Annotated in this window: 19 protein-coding genes; 7 read left to right on the forward strand and 12 right to left on the reverse strand. The window is 70.4% G+C overall.

Annotated features, from left to right (window positions below):
- Nucleotides 1-16 precede the first annotated feature (16 nt).
- The 6 genes from FLX08_RS17235 (at nucleotide 17) to FLX08_RS17260 (ending at nucleotide 6,765) form a co-directional block, all read left to right on the forward strand.
- Nucleotides 17-1,168: a PP2C family protein-serine/threonine phosphatase gene (locus FLX08_RS17235; RefSeq protein WP_142619887.1), complete on the forward strand. Its 1,152-nt coding sequence runs from the start codon at nucleotides 17-19 to the stop codon at nucleotides 1,166-1,168.
- Nucleotides 1,165-2,736, forward strand: a complete 1,572-nt coding sequence (locus FLX08_RS17240; RefSeq protein ID WP_142619888.1) for a sensor histidine kinase — start codon at nucleotides 1,165-1,167, stop codon at nucleotides 2,734-2,736. Before FLX08_RS17235 ends, FLX08_RS17240 begins: the two co-directional genes overlap by 4 nt.
- A complete protein-coding gene (locus FLX08_RS17245) occupies nucleotides 2,729-3,166 on the forward strand; it encodes a response regulator (protein WP_142619889.1) in 438 nt (145 codons plus the stop codon). Before FLX08_RS17240 ends, FLX08_RS17245 begins: the two co-directional genes overlap by 8 nt.
- A 147-nt stretch (nucleotides 3,167-3,313) precedes the next feature.
- Nucleotides 3,314-4,117: a hypothetical protein gene (locus FLX08_RS17250; RefSeq protein WP_142619890.1), complete on the forward strand. Its 804-nt coding sequence runs from the start codon at nucleotides 3,314-3,316 to the stop codon at nucleotides 4,115-4,117.
- Between the two features lie 9 nt (nucleotides 4,118-4,126).
- Nucleotides 4,127-6,013 carry a fumarate reductase/succinate dehydrogenase flavoprotein subunit gene (locus tag FLX08_RS17255; RefSeq protein ID WP_142619891.1) on the forward strand — a complete coding sequence of 629 codons (1,887 nt, stop codon included), beginning with the start codon at nucleotides 4,127-4,129 and terminating at the stop codon, nucleotides 6,011-6,013.
- Complete coding sequence (locus FLX08_RS17260) at nucleotides 6,013-6,765, forward strand: succinate dehydrogenase/fumarate reductase iron-sulfur subunit (RefSeq protein WP_142619892.1); 753 nt, start codon at nucleotides 6,013-6,015, stop codon at nucleotides 6,763-6,765. The genes FLX08_RS17255 and FLX08_RS17260 overlap by 1 nt, the downstream gene beginning before the upstream one ends.
- A 156-nt stretch (nucleotides 6,766-6,921) precedes the next feature.
- Here FLX08_RS17260 and FLX08_RS17265 read toward each other — a convergent pair whose 3' ends face one another.
- The 12 genes from FLX08_RS17265 to FLX08_RS17320 all read right to left on the reverse strand — a co-directional run bounded on the left by FLX08_RS17265 (nucleotide 6,922) and on the right by FLX08_RS17320 (nucleotide 22,090).
- Nucleotides 6,922-7,911, reverse strand: coding sequence for a hypothetical protein (locus FLX08_RS17265; RefSeq protein WP_142619893.1), 990 nt, complete (start codon nucleotides 7,909-7,911; stop codon nucleotides 6,922-6,924).
- A gap of 93 nt (nucleotides 7,912-8,004) precedes the next feature.
- Entirely contained in the window at nucleotides 8,005-8,406 is a 402-nt protein-coding gene (locus FLX08_RS17270; RefSeq protein WP_142619894.1) for a (deoxy)nucleoside triphosphate pyrophosphohydrolase, read from the reverse strand.
- On the reverse strand, nucleotides 8,403-9,551 hold the full coding sequence (locus tag FLX08_RS17275; RefSeq protein ID WP_244312701.1) for a C40 family peptidase: 1,149 nt from the start codon (nucleotides 9,549-9,551) through the stop codon (nucleotides 8,403-8,405). Before FLX08_RS17275 ends, FLX08_RS17270 begins: the two co-directional genes overlap by 4 nt.
- Nucleotides 9,548-10,195 (reverse strand): hypothetical protein, encoded by a 648-nt coding sequence (locus FLX08_RS17280; protein WP_142619895.1) that lies wholly within the window; start codon nucleotides 10,193-10,195, stop codon nucleotides 9,548-9,550. The genes FLX08_RS17275 and FLX08_RS17280 overlap by 4 nt, the downstream gene beginning before the upstream one ends.
- A 19-nt stretch (nucleotides 10,196-10,214) precedes the next feature.
- Entirely contained in the window at nucleotides 10,215-12,773 is a 2,559-nt protein-coding gene (locus FLX08_RS17285; RefSeq protein WP_244312702.1) for a type IV secretion system protein, read from the reverse strand.
- Nucleotides 12,770-15,247: an ATP-binding protein gene (locus FLX08_RS17290; protein WP_142619896.1), complete on the reverse strand. Its 2,478-nt coding sequence runs from the start codon at nucleotides 15,245-15,247 to the stop codon at nucleotides 12,770-12,772. The genes FLX08_RS17285 and FLX08_RS17290 overlap by 4 nt, the downstream gene beginning before the upstream one ends.
- Before the next feature lie 30 nt (nucleotides 15,248-15,277).
- Nucleotides 15,278-17,857 (reverse strand): TcpE family conjugal transfer membrane protein, encoded by a 2,580-nt coding sequence (locus tag FLX08_RS17295; protein ID WP_167530463.1) that lies wholly within the window; start codon nucleotides 17,855-17,857, stop codon nucleotides 15,278-15,280.
- Between the two features lie 22 nt (nucleotides 17,858-17,879).
- Nucleotides 17,880-18,152 (reverse strand): hypothetical protein, encoded by a 273-nt coding sequence (locus tag FLX08_RS17300; protein ID WP_244312715.1) that lies wholly within the window; start codon nucleotides 18,150-18,152, stop codon nucleotides 17,880-17,882.
- A 65-nt stretch (nucleotides 18,153-18,217) separates the two neighbouring features.
- Nucleotides 18,218-19,228, reverse strand: a complete 1,011-nt coding sequence (locus tag FLX08_RS17305) for a conjugal transfer protein (RefSeq protein WP_142619899.1) — start codon at nucleotides 19,226-19,228, stop codon at nucleotides 18,218-18,220.
- Nucleotides 19,229-19,581: 353 nt separating this feature from the next.
- On the reverse strand, nucleotides 19,582-20,364 hold the full coding sequence (locus FLX08_RS17310) for an ATP synthase F0 subunit B (RefSeq protein WP_142619900.1): 783 nt from the start codon (nucleotides 20,362-20,364) through the stop codon (nucleotides 19,582-19,584).
- Nucleotides 20,365-20,676: 312 nt separating this feature from the next.
- Nucleotides 20,677-21,600 carry a hypothetical protein gene (locus FLX08_RS17315; RefSeq protein WP_142619901.1) on the reverse strand — a complete coding sequence of 308 codons (924 nt, stop codon included), beginning with the start codon at nucleotides 21,598-21,600 and terminating at the stop codon, nucleotides 20,677-20,679.
- Entirely contained in the window at nucleotides 21,593-22,090 is a 498-nt protein-coding gene (locus FLX08_RS17320; protein ID WP_142619902.1) for an RNA polymerase sigma factor, read from the reverse strand. Before FLX08_RS17320 ends, FLX08_RS17315 begins: the two co-directional genes overlap by 8 nt.
- A gap of 72 nt (nucleotides 22,091-22,162) precedes the next feature.
- On the opposite strand from FLX08_RS17320, the gene FLX08_RS17325 reads away from it, so the two are divergent.
- Nucleotides 22,163-22,639 (forward strand): GNAT family N-acetyltransferase, encoded by a 477-nt coding sequence (locus FLX08_RS17325; RefSeq protein ID WP_142619903.1) that lies wholly within the window; start codon nucleotides 22,163-22,165, stop codon nucleotides 22,637-22,639.
- Nucleotides 22,640-22,832 lie beyond the last annotated feature (193 nt).

Consider the following 22,832-nt stretch of genomic DNA (forward strand, 5'->3'; position numbering starts at 1 on the left):
CTGACGAGAGGCGTTCGTGACCCCCCTCTCCCCTGATCTGCCCGATCCGCTCACCCTCCTGCTGATCGAGGACGACGCCGGCGACGCGTTTCTCGTCGAGGAGCTGCTGGCGGGCGCCGAGAGGCCGCCGAAGATCACCTGGGCGCGGACCCTCGCCGAGGGGCGGGCGCGGCTCACCGACGACGTGCAGTGCGTGCTCGTCGACCTCTCCCTTCCCGACGCGTCGGGGCTGGAGGCGCTGCAGCAGGTCCTCGCCATGGCCACGGACACGGCGGTGCTCGTCCTCACCGGGCTCGGGGACGCGCACGTCGGCATCGAGGCGGTCGCCGCCGGGGCACAGGACTTCCTCGTCAAGCAGGACGTGGACGCCCGGCTGCTCATCCGCGCCATCCGCTACGCGATCGAGCGCAAGCGCGCCGACCTCGCCATGCGCGAGCTTCTGCAGGAACGCATCGTCAGCAAGGAGAACTCCCGGCTCGAACGCGGCCTGCTGCCCGTCCCCCTGCTCGACCCCGCGCTCCTGCACCACCAGGCCCGATATCTTCCCGGGCGTGCGGGCGGGCTGCTGGCGGGCGACTTCTGGGACACGGTGCAGACGCCCGACGGCGCGGTGCACGTGCTGATCGGCGACGTGTGCGGGCACGGGCCCGACGAGGCCGCCCTCGGCACGGCGCTGCGCATCGCCTGGCGCACGCTCGTGCTGGCCGGGCAGACCGGCAACGACGTGCTGCGCACGCTCGACACGCTGCTGCGGCACGAGCGCAAGTCGCCGGAGATCTTCACCACGATGTGCACCGCGGCCATCGCCCCCGACCTGACCACCGCCCGCCTGCACGTGATCGGGCACCCGCCGCCGCTGCTGCTGCGCGACGGCGAGCTCGGCGTGGTCACCGAGACGCCGTCGGGCCCGCCGCTCGGGATCTTCCCGGGCATCGAGTGGACGTCCATCGACGTCACGCTGGGCGACCGGTGGTCGCTGCTGCTCTACACCGACGGCCTGATCGAGGCCACGGTCGGCGAGAACCGGGACCTGCTCGGCACCGAGGGGCTCGCCAACCTGATCCGCGCCCAGGCGGGGATCGACCTCGACCGCATCATCGCCAGCCTCGACGGCGCCATGCACGACGACGTCGCGGCCGTCCTCGTGTCGCGGGGTGACGGCGAGTGAGCTCCCCGGCCCCGCTGCCTCCGCTCACGCCGTACGCCCGGGGCTCGCGCCTGCCCGTCGGCCGATGGTTCGTGCTCGCCGGAGCCGGCGTCCTGGCCGTCTTCGTGGTCGCGATCGCCGCCATCCTGCTCGCGCTGTCCACGACCCACGAGGCCCGGGAGACCCTGGTCGACGCGGTGGACCCCGCCGCCCTGCAGACGCTGCGCGTCGCCCGCGCGGTGCAGGCCCAGGAGGGCGCGATCCGCGGATACGGGCTCACCGGCGAGCAGCAGTATCTCGACGCCTACCGCCAGGGGGTCGCCGAGGAGCGCGCGGCGACCGGCGAGATCGCCAGGCTCGCCCCCCGATTGCCCGAGGGATACGGCGTGCGCCGCCAGATCCGCGCGATCGACGACGCCACGACCGCCTGGCGGCGCGACTACGCCGAGCCCGTGGTCACGCGGACCCTCAAAAGCGGCCCCGGCTCGCTCACCGACCTGGCCAGGAACAACCTCCAGCGCTTCTCCGCGGTCAGGAGCGCGCTCGACACACAGCAGGCCCTGCTCGGGCGGCTGCACGACGTCGCCAGAGACCGGCTCTATTCCGGCTGGAACACCATCTATATCGCGGTCGCGGCGCTGGCCGGCGCGATGGTGCTGGCGATCGTGTTCTGCGCGCTGATCGTGCGCCGCGCCGTCACGGGCCCGATCGCGCGGCTGACCCGGCAGGTCCGGGCGGTGGCGGCGGGCGACTTCGACCACGAGCTCGGGGTCGAGCGCCCGGCCGAGCTGTGGGAGCTGTCGGGCCACGTCGACGGCATGCGCCGCCGGATCATGACCGAGTGGCGGTCGGCCGCCGAGGCCCGCCGGCAGCTCGCCGAGCAGGCCGAGGAGCTCAGGCGCTCCAACCGCGAGCTGGAGCAGTTCGCCTACGTCGCCAGCCACGACCTGCAGGAGCCGCTGCGCAAGGTGGCGAGCTTCACCCAGATGCTGGAGCAGCGCTACGCCGACCGGCTCGACGACCGCGCCCGGCAGTACATCGCCTTCGCCGTCGACGGCGCGCGCCGCATGCAGCTGCTGATCAACGACCTGCTCGACTTCTCGCGCGTGGGGCGGGTCGGCGGCGAACGTGCGGAGATGGACGCCGGCGACGCGCTGGCCGGCGCCCTGCGCAACCTCGACGCCCGGCTGTCGGAGACCGGCGCGACGGTCACCCACGACGACCTGCCCACGGTCGTCGGCAACCGCACGCTGCTGACCCAGCTGTTCCAGAACCTCGTCAGCAACGCGCTCAAGTTCCGCTCCGAGGAGCCTCCCCGCGTCCACGTCGGCGTACGGCGGGACGGCGACATGTGGGAGTTCGGCTGCTCGGACAACGGAATCGGCGTCGAGCCGAAATACGCCGACCGCATTTTCCTGATCTTCCAGCGGCTGCACCCGAGGGACGTCTATCCCGGGACGGGCATCGGACTGGCCCTGTGCCGAAAAATCGTCGAATATCATGGCGGCCGGATCTGGCTGGACACGAACGAGGGCGCCGGAGCCACGTTCCGCTGGACCCTGCCGGCCATAGGAGATCCCGATGACTGAATTCCGCCCGATCGAGGTTCTCCTGGTCGAGGACGACCCGGGCGACGTCCTGCTCTGCCAGGAGGCGTTCTCCTACAACAAGGTCGGCAACAACCTCCACGTGGTCAACGACGGCGAGCAGGCGCTGGCCTTCCTGCGCGGCGAGGGGCCGTACGGCTCGGCGCCCCGGCCCGACCTCGTGCTGCTCGACCTCAACCTGCCCCGCGTGAACGGCTTCGAGGTGCTGGAGGAGGTCAAGAAGGACCCCTCGTTGCGCACCATCCCCGTTGTGATCCTCACCACATCGGAGGCCGAGCAGGATATTCTGCGGGGATACAACCTGCACGCCAACGCGTACATCACCAAACCGGTGGATTTCGACCAGTTCACCCGGGTAGTACGGCAGATCGATGAATTCTTCGTGACCGTGGTCAAGCTGCCGGGGAAGTGACCGAGATCACATGGAGGAGGAGTGACGCTCCTCACACTTCATGATGTGCTCGTCGTAATGTGTGCCCCACCAAATACGCGCACGGCCTGAGCAGTACGGCGCGGTCGCTCCGGCGTGCGCGGAGTCAGTGAGGGTGGAAGGTCTCCGATGACCCAGACAACGGCCGAGAGCGCGACAAGGAAACAACGCGCGCAGATCAGGGTGCGCACTCTTCGCACCGACCGATGGTGGCTGGCTCCGGCGCTCACGTTCGCCGGGCTCTTCTTGTTCTTGATTTATGGCTTCTGGGCGATGTTCGACCTGAGCGTGCTGGCCGGGCCGTACATCGCCCCCTTCTCGTCGCCCTGTCTGGCGGCGGCGACATGCCCCGAAGGGGCCCGATTGTTCGGGTTCGCCCCGTTCGGCGACTGGTACACCCTGCCGCCGGGACTGCTGATCCTCGCCTTCCCCGGCGGGTTCCGGCTCACCTGCTACTACTACCGCAAGTCGTACTACCGCTCCTGGTGGCTCTCGCCGCCGGCCTGCGCCGTGGCCGAGCCGCACCGCAAGTACACCGGCGAGACGCGCCTGCCGCTGATCCTGCAGAACAGCCACCGCTACTTCTTCTACGTGGCCGTGGTCATCGGTCTGATCCTGACGTACGACGCGGTGCTGTCGTTCCGCGACGAGAACGGCAACTGGGGACACATCGGCCTCGGCTCGATCATCCTCGTGGTGAACGCCATCCTGGTCCTTTGCTACACGTTCGGCTGCCACTCGTGCCGGCACATCACCGCCGGGCGCCTGAACCACTTCTCGAAGCACCCGCTGCGCTACAAGATGTGGACCCTGATCTCCAAGCTCAACGCCAGGCACCAGCAGTTCGCCTGGGCGTCCATGGCCTCGATCGTGATCGCCGACCTGTACGTCCGGCTCATGGCCAAGGGCGTCATCAACTTCCCGTTCGCATAAGGATTTCAAGTGGAGCGTCACGAATACGACGTCGTCGTCATCGGAGCCGGTGGAGCGGGCCTCCGCGCGGCGATCGAGGCGCGGCAGCAGGGCAAGCGGACGGCGATCGTCTGCAAGTCGTTGTTCGGCAAGGCCCACACGGTCATGGCCGAGGGCGGCGCCGCGGCCGCGATGGGCAACGTCAACCCGAACGACAACTGGATGGTGCACTTCCGCGACACCATGCGCGGAGGCAAGTTCCTCAACAACTGGCGCATGGCGGAGCTGCACGCCAAGGAGGCCCCGGACCGCGTCTGGGAGCTGGAGGCCTGGGGCGCGCTGTTCGACCGCACCAAAGACGGCAAGATCAGCCAGCGCAACTTCGGCGGCCACGAATACCCGCGCCTCGCCCACGTCGGCGACCGCACCGGCCTGGAGCTGATCCGCACCCTCCAGCAGCGCGTCGTCGCCCTGCAGCAGGAGGACGAGAAGCTGCACGGCGACCCCGAGGCGTACATCAAGGTCTTCGCCGAGTGCACGATCACCCGGCTGCTGAAGGACGGGGACTCCATCTCCGGGGCCTTCGGCTACTGGCGTGAGACGGGCGACTTCATCGTCTTCGACGCCCCCGCCGTGGTGCTGGCCACCGGCGGCATCGGCAAGTCGTACGTCGTCACGTCGAACTCCTGGGAGTACACCGGTGACGGTCACGCGCTGGCCCTGCTCGCCGGCGCGAAGCTCATCAACATGGAGTTCATCCAGTTCCACCCGACGGGCATGGTCTGGCCCCCGTCGGTGCGCGGCATCCTGGTGACCGAGTCGGTGCGCGGCGACGGCGGCGTCCTGCGCAACTCCGAGGGCCGCCGCTTCATGTTCGACTACATCCCGGACGTGTTCAAGGACAAGTACGCCACGACCGAGGAGGAGGCGGACCGCTGGTATGACGACCAGGCCAACAACCGGCGTCCGCCGGAGCTGCTGCCCCGTGACGAGGTGGCCAGGGCGATCAACGCCGAGGTGAAGGCCGGACGCGGGTCACCGCAGGGCGGCGTGTTCCTCGACGTGTCCACCCGCCTGCCCGCCGCCGAGATCATCCGGCGGCTGCCGTCGATGCACCACCAGTTCAAGGAGCTGGCGGACGTCGACATCACCAAGGAGCCCATGCAGGTCGGCCCGACCTGCCACTACATCATGGGCGGCGTCGAGGTGGACGCCGACACCGGCGCGGCGTCGGTCCCCGGCCTGTTCGCGGCCGGCGAGGTCTCCGGCGGCATGCACGGCTCCAACCGGCTCGGCGGCAACTCGCTGTCCGACCTGCTGGTGTTCGGCCGCCGGGCCGGCGCGGGAGCCGCGGCGTACGTGGACGGGCTGGCCAAGCGGCCGGCCGTGACCGGGATCGAGGAGGCCAAGGCCGAGGCCCTGGCCCCGCTCGAGCGGACCGGCGGAGAGAACCCGTACGAGGTCCACCACGAACTGCAGCGCACGATGAACGACCTGGTCGGCATCATCCGCAAGTCGGAGGAGATCAGCGAGGCCCTCCAGGTCATCGAGAAGCTCAAGGAGCGGGCCAAGAACACCGCCTCCTCGGGCAGCCGGATCTACAACCCCGGCTGGCACCTCGCGATCGACCTGCGCAACATGCTGCTGGTCAGCGAGTGCGTGGCGAAGGCCGCGCTGCTGCGGGAGGAGAGCCGCGGCGGTCACACCCGCGACGACCACCCCGGCATGTCGGCCGAGTGGCGGCGCAAGCTGCTGGTCTGCTCCGTGAAGCCGGACGGCACGTCCATCACGGTCGAGGAGAAGGTCCAGCCGTCCATGCGGGGCGACCTCATCAGCCTGTTCGATCGCTCCGAGCTGGAGAAGTACCTCACCGAGGAAGAGCTGGCGGAATACGACGCCGCGGTCAAGGAGTCGTGATGGGATACAAGGCGAAGTTCCGCATCTGGCGTGGTGAGGGCGGCGAGGGCCGCCTGGAGGACTTCACGGTCGAGGTGAACGAGGGCGAGGTCGTCCTCGACGTCATCCACCGGCTCCAGGCCACGCAGGCCCCCGACCTCGCGGTCCGCTGGAACTGCAAGGCCGGCAAGTGCGGGTCGTGCTCCATGGAGATCAACGGCAAGCCGCGGCTGGGCTGCATGACCCGGATGTCCACCTTCGAGGAGAGCGAGACCATCACGGTCACGCCGATGCGGACGTTCCCGGTCATCAAGGACCTGGTCTGCGACGTGTCGTTCAACTACCAGAAAGCCCGCGAGATCCCGTCGTTCACGCCGCCCGCCGACGTGAAGCCGGGCGAGTATCGCATGCAGCAGGTCGACGTCGAGCGCTCGCAGGAGTTCCGCAAGTGCATCGAGTGCTTCATGTGCCAGAACGTCTGCCACGTGATCCGCGACCATGAGGAGAACAAGGCGAACTTCGCCGGCCCGCGCTACCTCATGCGGATCGCCGAGCTCGACATGCACCCGTACGACGTGGCGGACCGCAAGGAGTCGGCGCAGGACGAGCACGGCCTGGGCTACTGCAACATCACCAAGTGTTGCACCGAGGTCTGCCCCGAGCACATCAAGATCACGGACAACGCGCTGATCCCGATGAAGGAGCGCGTGGTCGACCGGAAGTACGACCCGCTGGTCTGGCTGGGCTCGAAGATCTTCAAGCGGCAGCGCTGAGATCCTGCAAGAAAGGCGCCGATCGGTCCGCCCGATCGGCGCCTTTCTGTTTTGGTCAGCCCTGTTTGGTCGGCCCTGTTTGGTCGGCGCTGTTTTGGTCGGCGTTGTTTTGGTCGGCGTTGTTCGGTCAGCGCTGTTTTGGTCGGCGCTGTTCGGTCAGCGCTGGTTGTTCGGATCCTCGCCCTCGCCGACCGCCTGACTCCAGGGGTCGGGCTGTGCCTGCTGCTGGGCCTGCATGTGGGCCTGCTGCTGCGCCTGCATCTGGGCGGGGTCGGCCACCGGATATCCGTACGGCTGGGGGTAGCCGTACTGCACCGGGTAGCCGTAGGGCTGCTGCGGATAGCCCACGGTGTAGGGCTGGACGGGCACGAAGCCCACCATCGGGGCGTAACCGGGGGTGGCCGCCGCCGGGTAGGCGACTGCCGCCGCCTCGGAAGCCGGCGTCCGTGCCGCGGCCGGGCCTCCCCGCCGTACGGCGGCGGCGTGCGCCATCCTGCGCAGCCGGCCCTCGAAGATCAGCCAGGCGATCAGCGCGATGCCCACGAGCACCCCGGCGGGGATGGCGAGCCGGTGGGCCAGCGTGGGCTTGTCATACTCGGGCGTCGCGTTGCGGATCTCGATCGGCACCGTCTGGGGATCGGGCTGCTCGAACGACACCCCGCCCGGGGTGGGGCTCTGCTGCGCCGTGTCCGGCGTCGGCTCGGCCGACGCGGGGGGCAGGCTGACCTCCCCGTTCTGCTCCGGCGTGGGGCTGGGATTCGTGAGAGGGTTGTCGGTCAGCGTCGGGATCGACTGCGTGGCGTTCTGCCCGGTGTTCTGCTCGGTCGTGGACGCGGGGGGAGCGGTCGTCGTCGTGACCGGCTTGGGCGACTTGCTCTTGCTCGGCGACGGCGTCGGCGTGATAGTGACGGTCTTGGTAACCACGGGCTCGGCCGTGGAGCTCCCGCTGGGCGAGGACCCGATCGGCGGCGTCTGGGTGACGGTCACCGTGACGACGGCGCACTGGGGGTCCGTGGTGGGATCACACGGCTCCACCGGCTCGGCGTTGGCGCCGATCATCGGGCCCACGGCCAGAACCGCCAGCGTGGCGATGGCCACGGACGCGGCAGCCGACGACGCGGCTCTCAGGTACACGCGTCCGATCACCGCTCGCCTCCTGTCGGCCCTGCTATGAGGTCAGAACCGATTGTAGATTGGTAAAAGCAGGAGCAAAGCCCGATCTTGCGAACGATTCGGCGACTATCCGCCGTGTTTCGGCAGCAGTTTCTCGATCGCGGCGACGACCGGCAGATCCGCGGGAAGCCAGGGGACGTCGTAGAGCTCGTGCGGCTCCAGCCAGCGCAGCGCGAGGTGTTCCAGCGGGCGGGGCTCACCCGTGACGACGGTGGCGAGCCACACGCGCATCACCCAGTCGCCGTGCAGGGGCCAGTCGCCGCCCACGCGGCGTCCGAGGGCGACCTGGACCCCGAGCTCCTCGGCGCACTCGCGCACCAGCGCCGCGTGCTCGTCCTCCCCCGGGTCGACCTTGCCGCCGGGAAACTCCCAGCCGCCGCGCAGCGCGGGCGGCGCGGACCGCTGGGCGGCCAGGAGGCGGCCGCCCTCGACGATCGCGGCTCCGACGACGAGACGCGGGCCCGTCATGTCTGGGCCCGCTTGAGCTGCTCGGTGACGGTCTCGTTCGCCAGCGGCCGGGTGAACCCGACGATGTTGGGCCGGTCGCGGTACGTCGAGACCTTGATGGGCCCGCACAGCGTGCACCGCGCCTCGATCATCTTGCCGGGCGACACGACCATGCCGACATGCCCGGGATTGTCCTCAGAGGTGCCGGGACCGGCGTTGAAGAAGACGAGGTCGCCGGGCTGCTCCTCGCCCGCCTCGATCTTCACGCCGAAGGGCCACTGGCCGAAGGTCGTGCGGGGAATGGTCAGACCCGCGTTGCGGTAGGCCATGTAGATGATCCCCGAGCAGTCGAAGGCGTCCGGTCCCGTGCCGCCCCACCGGTACGGCTTGCCCCGCTGCGCGAGAGCGTACTCGAGGATCTTGCGGACGACGTCGTCGGGGGCGCTGTCGACGAAGCCGGAGTCGCAGGCCGGGTCGGCGTCGGGCGGCAGGCCGATCTCCCCGGTCGCCGCGTAGCGCTTGGCGATCTCCAGCACCTGGTCGACGTACCAGGTGGCCCGGTTGTAGACGAAGATCGCCCTCCTGAGGTCGTCGGGCGCGCCGTTGCGCTTGAGCATCTTGGCCGCGCCGAGGATGGCATCCGCCGGGTCGTAGACGTCGCCGTAGCCGTCGCCGTCGCCGTCGGAGGCGTAGCCGTTGATCCCCGGCTCGATCTTCATCCTCGGCTGGCCGCCCCAGGTGCTGATGAGGAACTGCATCGGCCCCGCGGCCCCCGCGTAGTTGGTGCCGCTGCGCACCCCCGGCAACGTCGAGCGGCCGTGGTTCGTCTCCCGCTTGCCGATGGCGGCCAGGACGTTCCACTGCACGCCGATCTGCTTGCCGAACTTCTTGTAGAGCTCCAGGTAGTCGGCCGGGATGTCGCCCTGGGCGGTCTGCGAGACGTCGGCGGCGGCGCCCTCCCCCGTGGCCGCCTGCGCGCAGTTCTCCGCCGCGCCGCCGCCGAAGAGGATCGACGGGCTGGGGGTCATCAGGATGATCGAGCCGAACAACGTGGCCGGGACGATCACGATGAGGGCCACGGCGATCGTCCGCCAGTCCCGCCCCGCCGACGCGAGCCTGCGTACGACGCGCGTCGAGGCGGGAGTCATGCGCGGCGGAGCGGTCACGGCGTGCTGTCCCCGTCCTGACCGGCGTCGGCCAGTTGCAGGTCGTAAACCCGCCAGTCGGTCCCCGCCTTGATCACGGTCACGGCGAAGCGCTCGGGCACGTCCTTCTGGCCGTTCTTGTCCGTCACGTGACGGACCGAGTCGACGACGAACACCACCTGGTCGGCCGTCATGTCGCGGATCGTCGTCACCTTCGCCGATCCCTTGGAGTTCACCTGGTCGGTCTTGTTCTGCTCCACCACGGCGGGGTCGGTGACGGTCCTAGTGAGCTGGCCGCCGAACTCGTCGGTCGCGAACCGCTTCAGCCGGTCGGCCCGCGCCGCCGGCTCCTCTCCGGGAGAGAAGGTGCCGTACGCCTCGGTGAAGCGGCGCGCCAGGTCGGCCGCCGCGCCGATCTCCTCCTTCGACAGCGGCAGGTACGCGTACACGTCGAAGGCGCCGGGGGTCGTGGCCACCGGGCTGGGCTCGCGGGCCGCGGCCGTCGCCCGCGAGGTGACGACGACCGACTGCTCCCTCGTCTGCTCGTCACCAGAGGAGGAGTCGGACGGCCCGCTCATCGTGAGGTAGACGCCGACGGCGGCGAGCACCACGACGGCCGCCGCGAAGGCGAGGCCCTTCCCCCGATCACTGTTTCGGCTTCTCATGACAGCGCGGAGGTTCCCGTCAGTCGCCGGAGTCGCGGTCGGCGGGCTTGGCCCAGAACGGGGCGGGCGCGTCGCCGTCGCGGCGCGTGCTCTCTCCCCTGCTCGGCAGCCAGAGCGGGGGCGGCTCGGCCGAACGGGGACGGCTGGACGACCCGCCGAAGATGCCACCCGACGAACCACCGGACGAACCCGAGTCGCGCGGGGCGGGCCGGGCCCGGCCGCCGTCGCTGCGGCGGGACGACCCGCCGAAGATGCCGCCCGAAGAACCGCCGGACGAACCACCCGACGAACCGCCGGACGAACCACCCGACGACCGGTTCGAGGACCTGCCAGACGAACCGCGCGAACCACCGCCGAAGAACCCGCCCGAGCCGCCGCCGGACGACCGGGTGGACGACGGCCGGGAGGCCCAGCCGCCACCGGACCTGCCGCCGAACCAGCCGCCACCGGACCCACCGGACGACCCGCCGCTCGATCCGCCGCTCAGGCGGCCGCGGGACGGTGCGGGCTGTGCTGTGGATGACCCAGTGGATGACCCAGTGGATGACGCTGCGGACGGAGCGGGCGCGGGGGACACGCCGGTGATCCGCTGCGGCGGGCTTCCCGCCGACGCCGCAGACACAGCCTGGGCCGCCTGTGCCGCCTGTGCCGCAGGGCGCGGGCCTGACGGCATGGACGCCCGTACGGCCCCGGCGGGGCGCACCCCCGACAGGTTGAGCGGCGGGGCCGTTCCCGGACGCGAGGCGGTGACCCCTGCCTTGCGGCGGCCGGCCCCCTGCGCGTCGGTGTCGAGCGGCGCGGGTTGCGCCCCCGCACGCGCTCCCGCCTGGGCGGGGACGTTGCCCGCCCCCTCCTCGCCGCGTACGCGGCCCTGCGCCACGCCCGTCGCGGCGGCCGCCGCCGTGCCCGCACCGGTCGCCATCGCGACCGCGCCCATGACCGGCTCGGCCTTGCGCAGCCCCCATCGGGCCGCCCGGGCCGCCGCGACCGGCGGCAGCGCGTTGGCCGCCCGCGAGAGGGTCGGCGCGGTCGCGGCCTCGCCGAGCATCCGGGTGGTGATCGTGTGCCCGTCCATGGAGGCGAACAGGTGCTGGAACGGCCGTCTGTAGAAGAAGACCGCGATCGTCAGCAGCGCCATGAACAGGATCTGCATGCCCCAGGGCAGGCTGGTCGAGATGATCAGCGCGTAGCCGTACACGAGGACGCCCAGCACCAGGGCCAGCACCGCCTGACGCAGCAGGGTGCCGACCAGCATCTCCACCCAGCGCATGGCGATGATGCGGCCGGAGCCCGGATGCACGCCGATCAACAGGAAGACCGGCCCGAGCATCAGCAACAACAGGAAGCCGACCTTCAGCACGAGCAGCGACACCGCGACGAGGAAGATGAGCAGACCGGCGACCATCGCCGCGATGAACGCGCCGATCGCGATGCCCAGGCGGCTGGTCCAGTCCTTGCCCTGGAACAGGAAGTACGCCGGGGTGCTCTGCATGGGCTTGGCGACCTCCTCCTCGAACCGCTGCTGGTGCGAGTCGGAGGCCGGCGTCTGGTCGGCGGCCTGCTCGGCGGCGTCGATCGCCTGGAGGTTGAGCAGCTTGGCGCCCAGGCCCTTCACGAGACCGGAGTCGGGGTCGGCCGTGCCGAACTCGCCCATCAGCCACGGCTTGCAGACCAGGACCGACCACAGCGCGTCGGCGTTCTGCTCGACGCCGGGCGTGCCCTGGCGGCCGTAGCCGCCCGCCGTCGGGGCGCTCGGCACCTCGCCCGGCGCGGTCTCCTTCATCGGCAGGCACGACGCGCCGCCCGCCCCGGGCAGCCCGGAGAACGCCGAGTTAACGATCTCGCCGGTCTTGTCCGTCACGGTCTTCCCGAGGCTGGTGAAGTCGCCCGGGCGGCTGAAGAACCAGATGGCGACCGTGACCGCGAGCACCATCCAGATGACGCCCTCGGTGGTCGTCGTAGCGCGCTTGCGGATCAGGCCGTACCACGCCAGCCAGATCGCGCCGAGGATGACGATCGGCCGCAGGTAGGGCCAGTACATCGCGTTGGCGAGGTTGGTGACGATCTCGTCGGCGACGTCCTTGATGGGCTGCAGCGGGCCCTCGGTCGCCGCCGCCTGGTAGGTGCTGATCGTCAGCCGGTCGACGGCCTTGGCCCACGAGAAGACCGTGTTGGCCCACGCGTTGCCGAGCACGGCCGTGACGTCGGAGCACCCGAGGTCGTAGGTGTGCCAGAACTGGCCGGCCATGCCGTAGCGCTCGTAGTTGGTCTGCGGCTCCTTCGGCGCCTGCCCGGTGTTCTGGCCAGAGTTCTGGCCGGCGTTCTGACCGGCCGCCGCGTCGTCGGTCGCCGGCGGCTGGACCAGCCCGTCGACGCCGCCGCCCACGATCTCCGGGGCGAGGGCGGGCGACAGGTCACAGGGCCCGACCGCGCTCGCCGTACCGGCGGGAAAAATCAGCGGAAGCGTCACGAACGCCGCGAAGGCGACGAAAAGCAGGGCCAGGGTCCGGCGGACCCGCCTGCCGCGTCTGCCGCCCTCCCGGGTGCGACCCCTGGGACCGTTCCTGCGCACGCTCACGATCGCACCTCCTGCGCGACCCCCGACCGACCGGAGCCCCCGTCAAGAAGATCATGCACGTTCTCGTTGGGTTTGTCGTGTGTCGGATTGGTGTCAAGCCAGCGCAGCAGCTCTTCCGAGATAAGGTCCACCCCGATACGGCCGGCCCGGCCGTCCAGATCCCGGAAGACGCACTCCCCGTTGCCCAGGGAGCGCAGCACCGCCTTGTGCTCCTCCGACGGGTCGACGCCCAGGAGCTCCATCACGTGCTCGACCTCCACGCGTTCCGTCGAACGGAACGCGAAGACCGACGACAGACAGTTGGTCACCTGCTCGTTGAGCAGGTCACCGGCGTTCTGCGAGACCAGGACGAGCGCCGTGTTGCGTGAGCGGCCCATCCGGGAGACCTCCGGCACGAGCTTGGCGCCCTCGGGAGTGGACGTGATCGCCCACGCCTCGTCGAGGAAGATCGCCTTCGGCGTGCGCCGGTCGAGCCCGTTCATCAGCCGGCGCGCGAACTGCGACACCAGATAGAGCAGCGCGACCGACAGCCGCTGCTCGTAGGAGTAGTCGTCCCTTACCGTCATCGCGTCGGGCAGCGTGAGGCCGCCGAGCGTGAACACGGTCGTCCAGCCCTCGGTGTCGATCTGCTCGCCGCCCGAGGCGTCGAAGCACAGCCGGGCCAGGTGCATCTCCGACATCGACCGCAGCACGGCGCCGAGGTTCTTCGACGCCGGGTCGGTGGAGTGCTCCAGGTGGTCCACGACCTTGCCCAGCGAGGGGTCGGGCTCGTTGGAGACCGCGGCGACCGCCTGGATCATGGCGGACTCGCGCTCCTCCGACATCCTCGGCAGCAGCAGCCGCAGGGTCTCGGTCGCCATCGTCTTCTTCGTCGCGATGTCGTCGCCGAACGAGAACGGGTCGAGCAGGCCCGGCGCGGCCGACCCCAGCGGAATGACCCTGGCCTTGCGGCCCCGGCCGCGCAGCAGCCGTACGAGCGACTCGGCGTCGCCCTTGGGGTCGATGACCGCGATCGTGACGCCGCGCAGCGCCATCTGGTAGATCAGCAGCAGCGCGAGCGTGGTCTTGCCGCCGCCCGGCTCACCGGTGATCGCGATGGCGGTCGGGCGGTTGCGCGCCGCCGCGACGAGCGGGTCGAAGTGCACGATGCTGCGCGCCCGTCCCAGCGTCTCCCCGACGTACGGCCCGATCCAGCCGGCGTTCGACTCGTCCACCCGGTCGCCGAGCTCGACGGTCGCGGTGGCCATGCCGCCCGCGATCGTGCGCAGCGGCTGCCGCTGGGCGTACGCGTTGACCCGCAGCCGCTCGCCGGGAAGGGCCTCGCAGAACAGCGAGAACTGGTCGCCGGTGGAGTTGACGACGTCGATGCCGATGTCGCGGTAGTGCTCCACGACGGCCTCGACCCGCTGGACGCACATCTCCTCGGTCGGCGCGCTGACGCTCAGCCGGTGCCAGCCGTACACGAACGGCAGTCGTTCCTTGGTGATGCCGTGCTCCAGCATGCGGGCGGCGTCGATCTGCTCGGCCAGCGCGAGCGGCGCCTCCGCGCCCGCCTCGCGGATGTGGATGTCCATGTCGCGGGCGTGGGCCAGCTTGCGCGCCACGTCCTTGCTCGCCCTGACCGGGGGGATCAGCCGCATCCGGCTGGAGACCTCCACCGGGAACGGCAACTGGTCGGCGAAGTGCAGCCACGGCTCGCCGTCGGGGAACGGCATGAGGTCGGGGAACCGGGCGAACGACAGGTGCGCGGTGTAGGAGTCTCCGGCCGGCTGCTCGATCCGCAGCAGCGACCTGCCGTTGTGGATCTGCCCCTCGACCAGCGACTCGATCTCGCCCTTGCCCCACCTGCGGCGCGGCGTGGCCGAGGGGGACGGCTCGCCGAGGCCGCCCGCCGCCGCGTGCTGGAACAGCCAGGCGATCTCCGTGGAGGTGGCGTGGCGGGCGTAGAGCGCGCTGGAGGCCAAGGCCCGGCCGAGCCGCTCGGCGGCCTCGGTCCACCGGGTGATCTCCTTGTCCGGCACGTGGTCGTCCTCGATGCCGAGCGCCTTCTCGCTGCGCTGGTAGAAGCCGAAGAGCTGGGCCAGCACGCCGGTGCCGAGCTGCGCGCCGCGCGGCCCGAGCCGTACGCCGAGGTAGACCTCCTTGCTCCAGAAGTCCTTGGCCCAGACGTGGCGGTACATCTCCTCCAGGTACTCCCGCCAGCCCGGGCCCTCGTCCGAGGTCGAGTTGAGCGCCATCGCCCACTCCGCCGCCGGGTAGGCCCGGTGCGCGATCCGCAGGTGCACCTCGGCGTCGGACATCCTGATCGCGGCCAGCGCGATCGTGATGTTGGTGGCCAGCGCCTCGCGCTCCTCGGGGGTGAGGAACTCGTAGCTCACCGTCGGCAGCCGGAAGTAGGCCCAGGCCGCCGAGTCGGTGAGAAGAACCCGGTCGTCGAAGTAACGCACCGCGAGGCGACTGCGCGCCCTGCTCATCGACCTCTCACCAGCTTCCTCGCTCGCCCCTCATCTGGCCACCTCCTGCTTGGCCTGGACAGCCGCCAGGCCGCTCACGATCACACCCGCAAGCGCAACGTACGCCCTGCGGCCGCCCATTCGGAGGTGATTGACGTCGACCGGTCCCGGCCGCCCGGGAGCCAGTTCGTCCTCCCACGGCACCCGGACGATCGCCCGGCAGCGGCCGCTGGCCACCGCCTCGGCCTGCTCCACGTCGGGGAGGCTGCGGCGGCTCACGCCGTTGATCACCATCACGGCGCGTCGCCGCAGGTCGGAGCAGCCGTGCCCGTCGAGCCACTCGTAGGTCATCGCCACCGCCTCGGAGGCGTCCTCGCTCGCGGGGGCGACCAGCACGAGCTGGTCGGCGTACGGCAGGAGCCGGGCCGCCAGCGCGGCCGCGGGGTCGATCACGGTAAGCCGGTAGTGCCGGTCGAGCGCGGCGAGCGTCCTGCGCCAGTCGGCCAGGAACGCGCGTTCGGCCAGGCGCTGCGTGACCCGGTCGTCGGTGTCCGCCCCGACGACCTCCAGTCCCGATTCACAGCGCGTCGTGTACGCCCGCATGCCGAGGTAGCCGTTCACCTCTTCCGAGCTCTCGATGAGCGAGCTCAGCGTCTCGGGTGACTCTGCGGCGATCCTCGTGGTGAGCGTGTCCTCTCCGGTGTTCGCGTCGAGCGCGAGCACACGGTCATCGCGATAGCGGGCCAGTGTGTGGCCCAGCATTAACGCCGTGGTCGTCTGCCCGGCGCCGCCCGTGCAGCCGAGCACCATGATCCGCCTGCTCGTGGTGAGCGGGATGCGGGTCCTGGCCTCGTCGACCTCCATGCCGTCCGTACGGCTGCCGCCCACGACGACCTGCGCCAGGCGCCGCCAGCCGCCGGAGGTGTCACGGCCGACGACGGCCTCGACGCGGCGCAGCCGCGGCGGCTCCTCGTGCGCCGGCCTGCCGGGGGTGGGCGTCCCGGGGGTGGGCAGCGACGGCCGGGCGGGCCCGGCCGGGCCCGCGGCGCGCGGACCCACGGGCACGGCCCGGATCGACACTCCCGCCGAACCCGCAGTGCCTACAGCGCCCACAGGGCCCACAGCGCCCGCAACGCCCTCGTACGGCCTGGACCCCGTGTGGTGGGCCGCCTCCCGCGCGGGCGTGTCCTGCGTCTCCGGTCGGGAAGCAGTGGAGGCGTCGGAGACGCCGGCCGCCGGCTCCAGGGGCTCAGTGGGCTCCATGGGCACTCGGGACGCCGCGGCCGCGGGGGGCGCCACCTCCGAGGCCGCGTGGACCACGGGCGCCTCGCTCGCCGGCTCGCCGGCTGCATCGGCTGCATCTGCTGGCACCCGGGGCGGCCGCACGAGCCGCGGCGGACGGCCCTTCCGATGCTGGGCAAGGGCCTCGGCGTCGTGCACGCGCGCGTCGCGTGGACGCTCCTCGTGCACGGGCTCCACCGCGACCGGCTCGGACTCGGGCGCGGGCTCCGGCTCCGGCTCTGGTTCGGGCTTCGGCTCGGTGAAGGGGGCCGCACCGGACGGCCGTACCGCACGGGGCTCGGGACCCTGTTCGGGGCGTTCGGGGCGTTCGGAGCGGGGCTCGAGATGGGGCTCGGGGCGGGGCTCGGCCGAGGCGGCGAGCCTGCGCAGGCGGCGCAGCGTCTCGGTGCCGATGGGCGGGGCGGCAGGCGCCTCCGCCTCCGGTGCCTCAGTGGGCACGGCGGGCGCGGCGGCGGCCGGGAGCGCCTGCTCCACCGGTCCCTGCACAGCGCCCTGCACAGCGCCCTGCACAGCGCCCTGCACGGAGTCCTGCACAGCGCCCGGCACACGGCCCGGCACACGGCCCGGCTCGTGGCTCTCTTCGCGGCTCTCGGGAAGCTCCTGGGGCTCGCGTTCCCGCTCCGGCTCCGCCGGCGGCAGGGGCGGGGGCACGGACGACATAGGCGGCGCGGGCGGCTCCGTGAGGTAGACGACGCGATCACCGGCGGCAGCGGCCCGGGAGGCGGCACCGCTTCGGGGCAGGAGGGCGGGAGGTGCGTCCGCGACCGGCGCGGCGGCGGCAGCCGCGGCCGCCACGGCCGGGCGTACGACACGTGACGGATCCACCTGATGCGCGCCCACTCGTGCGGCGGCCCCCAAGGCCGGCCGTACGCCGCTCCTGGAGACCTTCGGGACGGGCACCTTGACCGAGACCGCGCGGCGCGCCTTGCGCTCCGCCCTGCCCTGCTCCATCGCGACCGGCGGCGTGGTCCGCCAGACACGTGCCGTCAGCGCGACCTCGTCCGGCTCGTCGAACGGGGCCATACGGCACCACGTGCGGGGCTCGCTCATGTAGCGGAGCTGCGACTGGAGCAGCTCGGTGAGGCGCTTGCTCTCGATGACGGGACGGGTGGACAGCCAGGTGAGCACACCCGGAGGAACGAGGTAGATGACGTGCCAGGGGGCCGCGAACGGCAGTCCGATCAGGTAGAGGAAGACCGACCACGGCACGGAGACACCCACGAACACACCGATCCAGACGACCGGAAGCGGCATCGGCAGCCGTAGGTCGTACAGCTTGTACAGCCGCTTCTCAATACGCCAGATATTGGTATATGTGGGCAGATCCACCCCGAACCTCCTCTCCGCCCGATCACTTGATGCCAAGTGCGCCCGCGATCGCCTTCGCCGTCACCTCGATGATGTTGGGAACGTAGAAGATCACGCCGATCGCGATCGCCAGGATGATGAACTGGACGAACCTGGTGATCTCTCGGGTGAAGAGGAAGAAGATCGCCACGACGGAGACGACCGCGAGGAAGAGCGGAGCGAAGAACCTCCGGAGGAAGTCGGCGAGACCTTCGGTGTTGATGCCCGCCGTCGGCGCCGGTGACGGCGCGGCGAGATCAAGGAAGTGGTCCGCGATGGTCTTCAGTATCAACTCTCGCCCTCCCGGGGGGATGGATCAGCGATGTCTTTGCCGGGCATGCGCTACCCCACGGACCGGTTCGCACCCTGGATGTCCCTGACGAACCACTTGCCGCCCTGCTTTTCGATGGTCAGCTGATAGGCCTGTTCGAGACCGGCCGGCTGTGCCGCCGGGTCCTGCGACGGGCTCGCCACCGCCGCCGACTGTCCTGACGCGACCGCCCACACGACCACGGCCGTGACCTTCCTGCTGTCGGAACCGCCCGGCGGGACCAGCACGTCCTTCAGCTCGGCGAGGGTGAACTCGCCGTTGAACCCGTTGACGGTCACCCCGCTCGCCACGTAGCGCTGGAGGTCGACCTGGTTGCCCGCGGCGTACGCCTTGAAGAAGCCTTCGAGCTGGGGACGCAGTTCGGCCTCGGTGGCGGAGTCGCGGTCGGGGTCCGGGAGCTGCGGCAGGCCCGCCGGGCCGGGCGCGGGCAGCAGAGCGGGCTGGGCCGAGACCACGAACCGGCCGTTGTCGTAGTAGACCGGCACGGACAGCAGACCGCGGGTGCCCCCCGTCTGGTAGGTCACGGTCACCCGCGCGTTGTGCTCGTCGATCACGTCGATGCCGGTGAACTGGAAGGCCCCCGCCGACATGCGTCCGTAGCCGTTCCAGCCGAACTGCTCGTCGGCGCCCTCCGGCAGGAACGACCTCAGCCGTTCCGCGCGCTGCTGGGGATTGGCCGCGTCGTAGTTGAGGTAGACCGCCGCGAACTGGTTGGCGAAGGCCGCCGCCTGCGTCGCCGGGAATCCGGACGTGGCCGAGCCGGTGGGGGCCACGCCGGCCGAATCGTCCTGCGTCAGCCGTTCGAACGGAGCGCGCACGCCGTTGACCACGATCACGATGATCAGCGCCCAGAGGATGACCCGCCCGGTCCAGACGAGCCAGCGGCCTCCACCACCGCTCCAGCCTCTGCGACGGGGGACCGTGCCGTGCGCCGCGCTCGCCGCCTCGAAACCTTCCAGTGGGTACGGGTCAGGGTCGCCAGCGATCCGCGGATCCTGCTGGACGTCTGACCTGCGAGCCATCACGCCTCCGCTCGCGCCGATCCCTCCGGCTGGCGCGGTTTCCTCTTGCTCTCGATCCGGTTAACCGCATTGAAGTATTCACCCTAGCGGCCTCGCCAATTCTTCCAGGTAAGCCACGCCCATGGTGCAAGCATCGCCGCGACCGAGCAAACCAGGTCTACATCCCTGGAGAGACGCCCCACACCTATCCACTCCGCGGAAAAGCACGTTACGCCTGGCCAGCGGGGACATCGATTACCTAACCGCCACCTATTGCTGTCTTCGCAGCTCGCAGGCATAACGAAACCGTCCATACGCGCCACGACGGCCCCGCCCGAGCGGGACCGTCGTGCCTCTGAGCTACGCCCGCACCCTCACTGGCACGCCTCAGAGGAGGACGCGGAGGACGACTGCGACTCGGTCGACGCCGGCGGGATGGCCGCAGGCGGAACGCTCTCCGGATTCGAGATCTCGGGCGGGACGTTCTCCGGCGTAATGCCCATGGCGCTGCCCGGCGCGCTCTCCGGGGCGCTCCCTGGGACGCTCTCAGGGGCGCTCTCCGGCAGCGAGGAGGTCTGCGACTCGCTCGCGGACGACTGCGCCGGTGATTGGGCCGGTGATTGGGCCGGTGATTGGGCCTGAGATTCGGCCTGAGACTCGGCCAGCGATTGGGCCTGCTCCGACAACTGCTGCTGGGCGCGCTGGGACATCTCCTCGATGCGCTGCTGCGCGCACGCCGCCTCCTGCATGATCCGCTGCTTGGCGCTGCTCGCCTCGTCCCTGATGCTCTGGCGGGCCTCCTCCGCCATCTCCTCCATCGATGCCGCGCTCATGCCCGGCAGCGCCTGGCTCCGCAGGCTCGCACCGCTGTACCAGCCGGCGGACCACTGCGCCGGGAGCTCCGCGACCGTCATCATCGGCATGCCGAGCTGCATCGTCTCGGGCATGGACTCGGACATCAGCATCGGCTCGCCGACGCTGGTGGTGTACGACGTCGCCCGCATCGATCCGCCGGGCTCGCTCGCCTGCGGCGCCCACGCCGACCACGGGGCGCCCGTCGCCGCGGAGGCGGCGCCGCCGAGCAGCGCGACTCCGGCGGCCGCGAGCGTCGAGACGAAAATCGCCGCGAGAGCCGGCTGTCTGGATTTCCGATGCATGGTCCCCTCCTTGGGTCCGATCGGGCCTCGCCAGGTCAGGCCGCCTGGGCTTTTCCCGGTGCCCGAAATCGGCCGGCATCCCCTTCCGCTGTGCCGGATTACGGCAGCGAAGAGATTTGTCACGAAAAGGGATTCAAACGGCGACTACGCGCCAAACGGCCTCATCTCGATGCTTCAACGAAGCTCACGAATGCGTCTAGGGCAGTTGGCCCAAGCGTTTCCGCTGGCCATGGAGGATCTGACCAGAGGGAGAGGTGTGGCAGGTGATGACGCTCACCACCATGACCACCCCTTTTGCCCGACCCGGCCGTCTCAAGGCCGTTCGAGATCGTAGGCCACATCCGCCACGCGAACCGTCCGGACCAGCGGATCCTCGATGATCTTCCGCAGCTCGCCGATCGTCACCGACGAGTCCACGTAGGCGTAGGCCAGGCCGTCGTCCGCGGCCTTGCGCAGCCGCGCCAGGCTGAGATCGAAGTCGTGCAGGTTGCCGTCGTCGTAGTCCTTGAGGATGCCGGCCCAGCGCCGGAAGTTCGCGAGGTCGGACCTGAGCGGTTCATCGTCCTCTCCCGGCATCGGGACCCGGTCCCATGTCGTCGTCCCTCCCCAGGTGATGGGGATCGACCCGGGTCGCCGCTCGAAAACCACCTTGTCGGCGTACGACTTGTACCTCCGGGTGAAGGCGGCCAGCTCATCGATGGTGAGCGGCGTGACGAACTCGACAACCGCCAGCGCGTTGAGCCCCTCGGGGAGCCTGGCCAGGACCTTGCGGCTGTCCTCCTTGGGCTGGTTGCCCGTCCCCACGTTCATCAGCGCGAGGTTCAGCGTGGTGCCGGCGCTCGCGCCGAGCGGCAGCCTGCCCACATGGCCGAAGAAGTCCTGGGTGACCACGTGCTCGGCGCCGCCGTATCCCTCGGCGAAACCTCCGACGGCCCGCATGGGCCTCGCGGCCACGGTGAACGACATCGACAGCGGCGTGGTGGCACCCCAGTTGCGGACCTCGATGTCGTAGCTCGGGTTGTAGATCTTGAAGGCGGTGCCCAGCACGTCGGTCATGCGCTGCTCCCTGTCGCCGCGCCGCTGGATCAGGCCGGAGCCCACCGTCGCCGCCAGGACGAGGACGAGCAGTGCCGCCAGCACGGTGATCGCAGTGCGGGCGATACCCCGCCGTACGGCCCGGCGGGCCGCGCTGGGATCGAAGTCGGGCATGGGCGGCAGCAGAGCGTCGTCAGTCATGAGGGCCTCCGTAAAGATCGGCGAAGGCCGCCCTGGCACGCCACACGGCCGTCTTGACGGCGGCGTGCTTCCTGCCGGTCATCGCGGCCACCTCGACCAGCGAGAAGCCCTCGAAATAGACCAGGGTGAGCAGCCTGCGGTGCTCCTCGGCCAGCCGGTCCAGGACGTCGCGTACGGCCAGCGACTCGACGTGCAGCGGAGGCACGCCGAGCTCGTCGGGGTGGGGCAGGTCCAGCTCGCGGCGGTGACGCCGCACGTGGTCGACGAGAACGTTGCGAGCGATGACGAGCAGCCATGCCGCCGGGTTCCCGCCGCGCCAGCCGAGCAGGGCCCTGGTCGCCTTGACGAACGTCTCCTGGGCCAGGTCCTCGGCGAGGTGGGGATCGCGGGTGCGGCGCAACAGGAACCCGCACACGAGCGCCCAGTGCTCGCGGTACAGCTCCTCGATGATGATGCCCCCCGCGTCTTCGTGTCTGTCACAACAGACCAGACGCGATCGGGCGGGGAATGGTCACCCGCAAAATCTCTTGCCGTCCGCCGGGCCGGCAGGAAGGGTGCGGAGGTGGCCCTATCGCAGCAGGAGCACCCGGTGCGGCAGGCGAGGCCGTCCGACGCCGCTGTCGTCGCCGAGTTGCTGGACGCCTTCAACCGCGAGTTCGACACGCCGACACCGGGCACGGACGTGCTCACGGAACGCCTCCGCCGGCTGCTCGCCGGAGATGACCTCGTCGCCCTTCTCACCGGCGAACCGGCCGTCGGCGTCGCGGTTCTGACCTTCCGGCCCGACGTCTGGCATGACGGCCCGTCCGTCGTCCTCGACGAGCTGTACGTGCGGCCCGGCATGCGCGGGCAGCGGTTCGGACACGCCCTGCTGGAGGAGGCGTGCCGCCTCTCACGGGATCGCGGCGCGGAGATCCTCGCGATCAACGTCGACGGTGAGGACACCGACGCGCGCCGCTTCTACGAGGCGCACGGCTTCGCCCACATCGAGCCCGGAGCGGCCGAGCCGATGTTCTCCTACTACCGCGACCTCGCCTGAGCACGGTCTGAGCGCACGTCTGACCACGTCTGACCACGTCTGAGCACGTCTGAGCAGCACAAACATTCTATGGCTCGCGTTCCAACATTCTCTGCCATAACCGAGCGCGACCGAACGTACGCGCACGCCTGAAACGTTCATCGCGGGCGACGGCCGTCAGCCGCGTTTCCGCTGCACGCCAGTTCAGCCAGAT

The sequence above is a fragment of the Microbispora hainanensis genome (assembly GCF_006874475.1).
Classification (GTDB): Bacteria; Actinomycetota; Actinomycetes; order Streptosporangiales; family Streptosporangiaceae; genus Microbispora; species Microbispora hainanensis.

What these genes read in the sequence shown, in the direction of transcription:
- FLX08_RS17280 (WP_142619895.1), bottom strand. Translation starts at nt 10,195, where the DNA reads ATGAGAAGCCGAAACAGTGATCGGGGGAAGGGCCTCGCCTTCGCGGCG.
- FLX08_RS17305 (WP_142619899.1), bottom strand. Translation starts at nt 19,228, where the DNA reads ATGGCTCGCAGGTCAGACGTCCAGCAGGATCCGCGGATCGCTGGCGAC.
- FLX08_RS17245 (WP_142619889.1), top strand. Translation starts at nt 2,729, where the DNA reads ATGACTGAATTCCGCCCGATCGAGGTTCTCCTGGTCGAGGACGACCCG.
- FLX08_RS17260 (WP_142619892.1), top strand. Translation starts at nt 6,013, where the DNA reads ATGGGATACAAGGCGAAGTTCCGCATCTGGCGTGGTGAGGGCGGCGAG.
- FLX08_RS17270 (WP_142619894.1), bottom strand. Translation starts at nt 8,406, where the DNA reads ATGACGGGCCCGCGTCTCGTCGTCGGAGCCGCGATCGTCGAGGGCGGC.
- FLX08_RS17250 (WP_142619890.1), top strand. Translation starts at nt 3,314, where the DNA reads ATGACCCAGACAACGGCCGAGAGCGCGACAAGGAAACAACGCGCGCAG.
- FLX08_RS17310 (WP_142619900.1), bottom strand. Translation starts at nt 20,364, where the DNA reads ATGCATCGGAAATCCAGACAGCCGGCTCTCGCGGCGATTTTCGTCTCG.
- FLX08_RS17290 (WP_142619896.1), bottom strand. Translation starts at nt 15,247, where the DNA reads ATGAGCAGGGCGCGCAGTCGCCTCGCGGTGCGTTACTTCGACGACCGG.
- FLX08_RS17315 (WP_142619901.1), bottom strand. Translation starts at nt 21,600, where the DNA reads ATGACTGACGACGCTCTGCTGCCGCCCATGCCCGACTTCGATCCCAGC.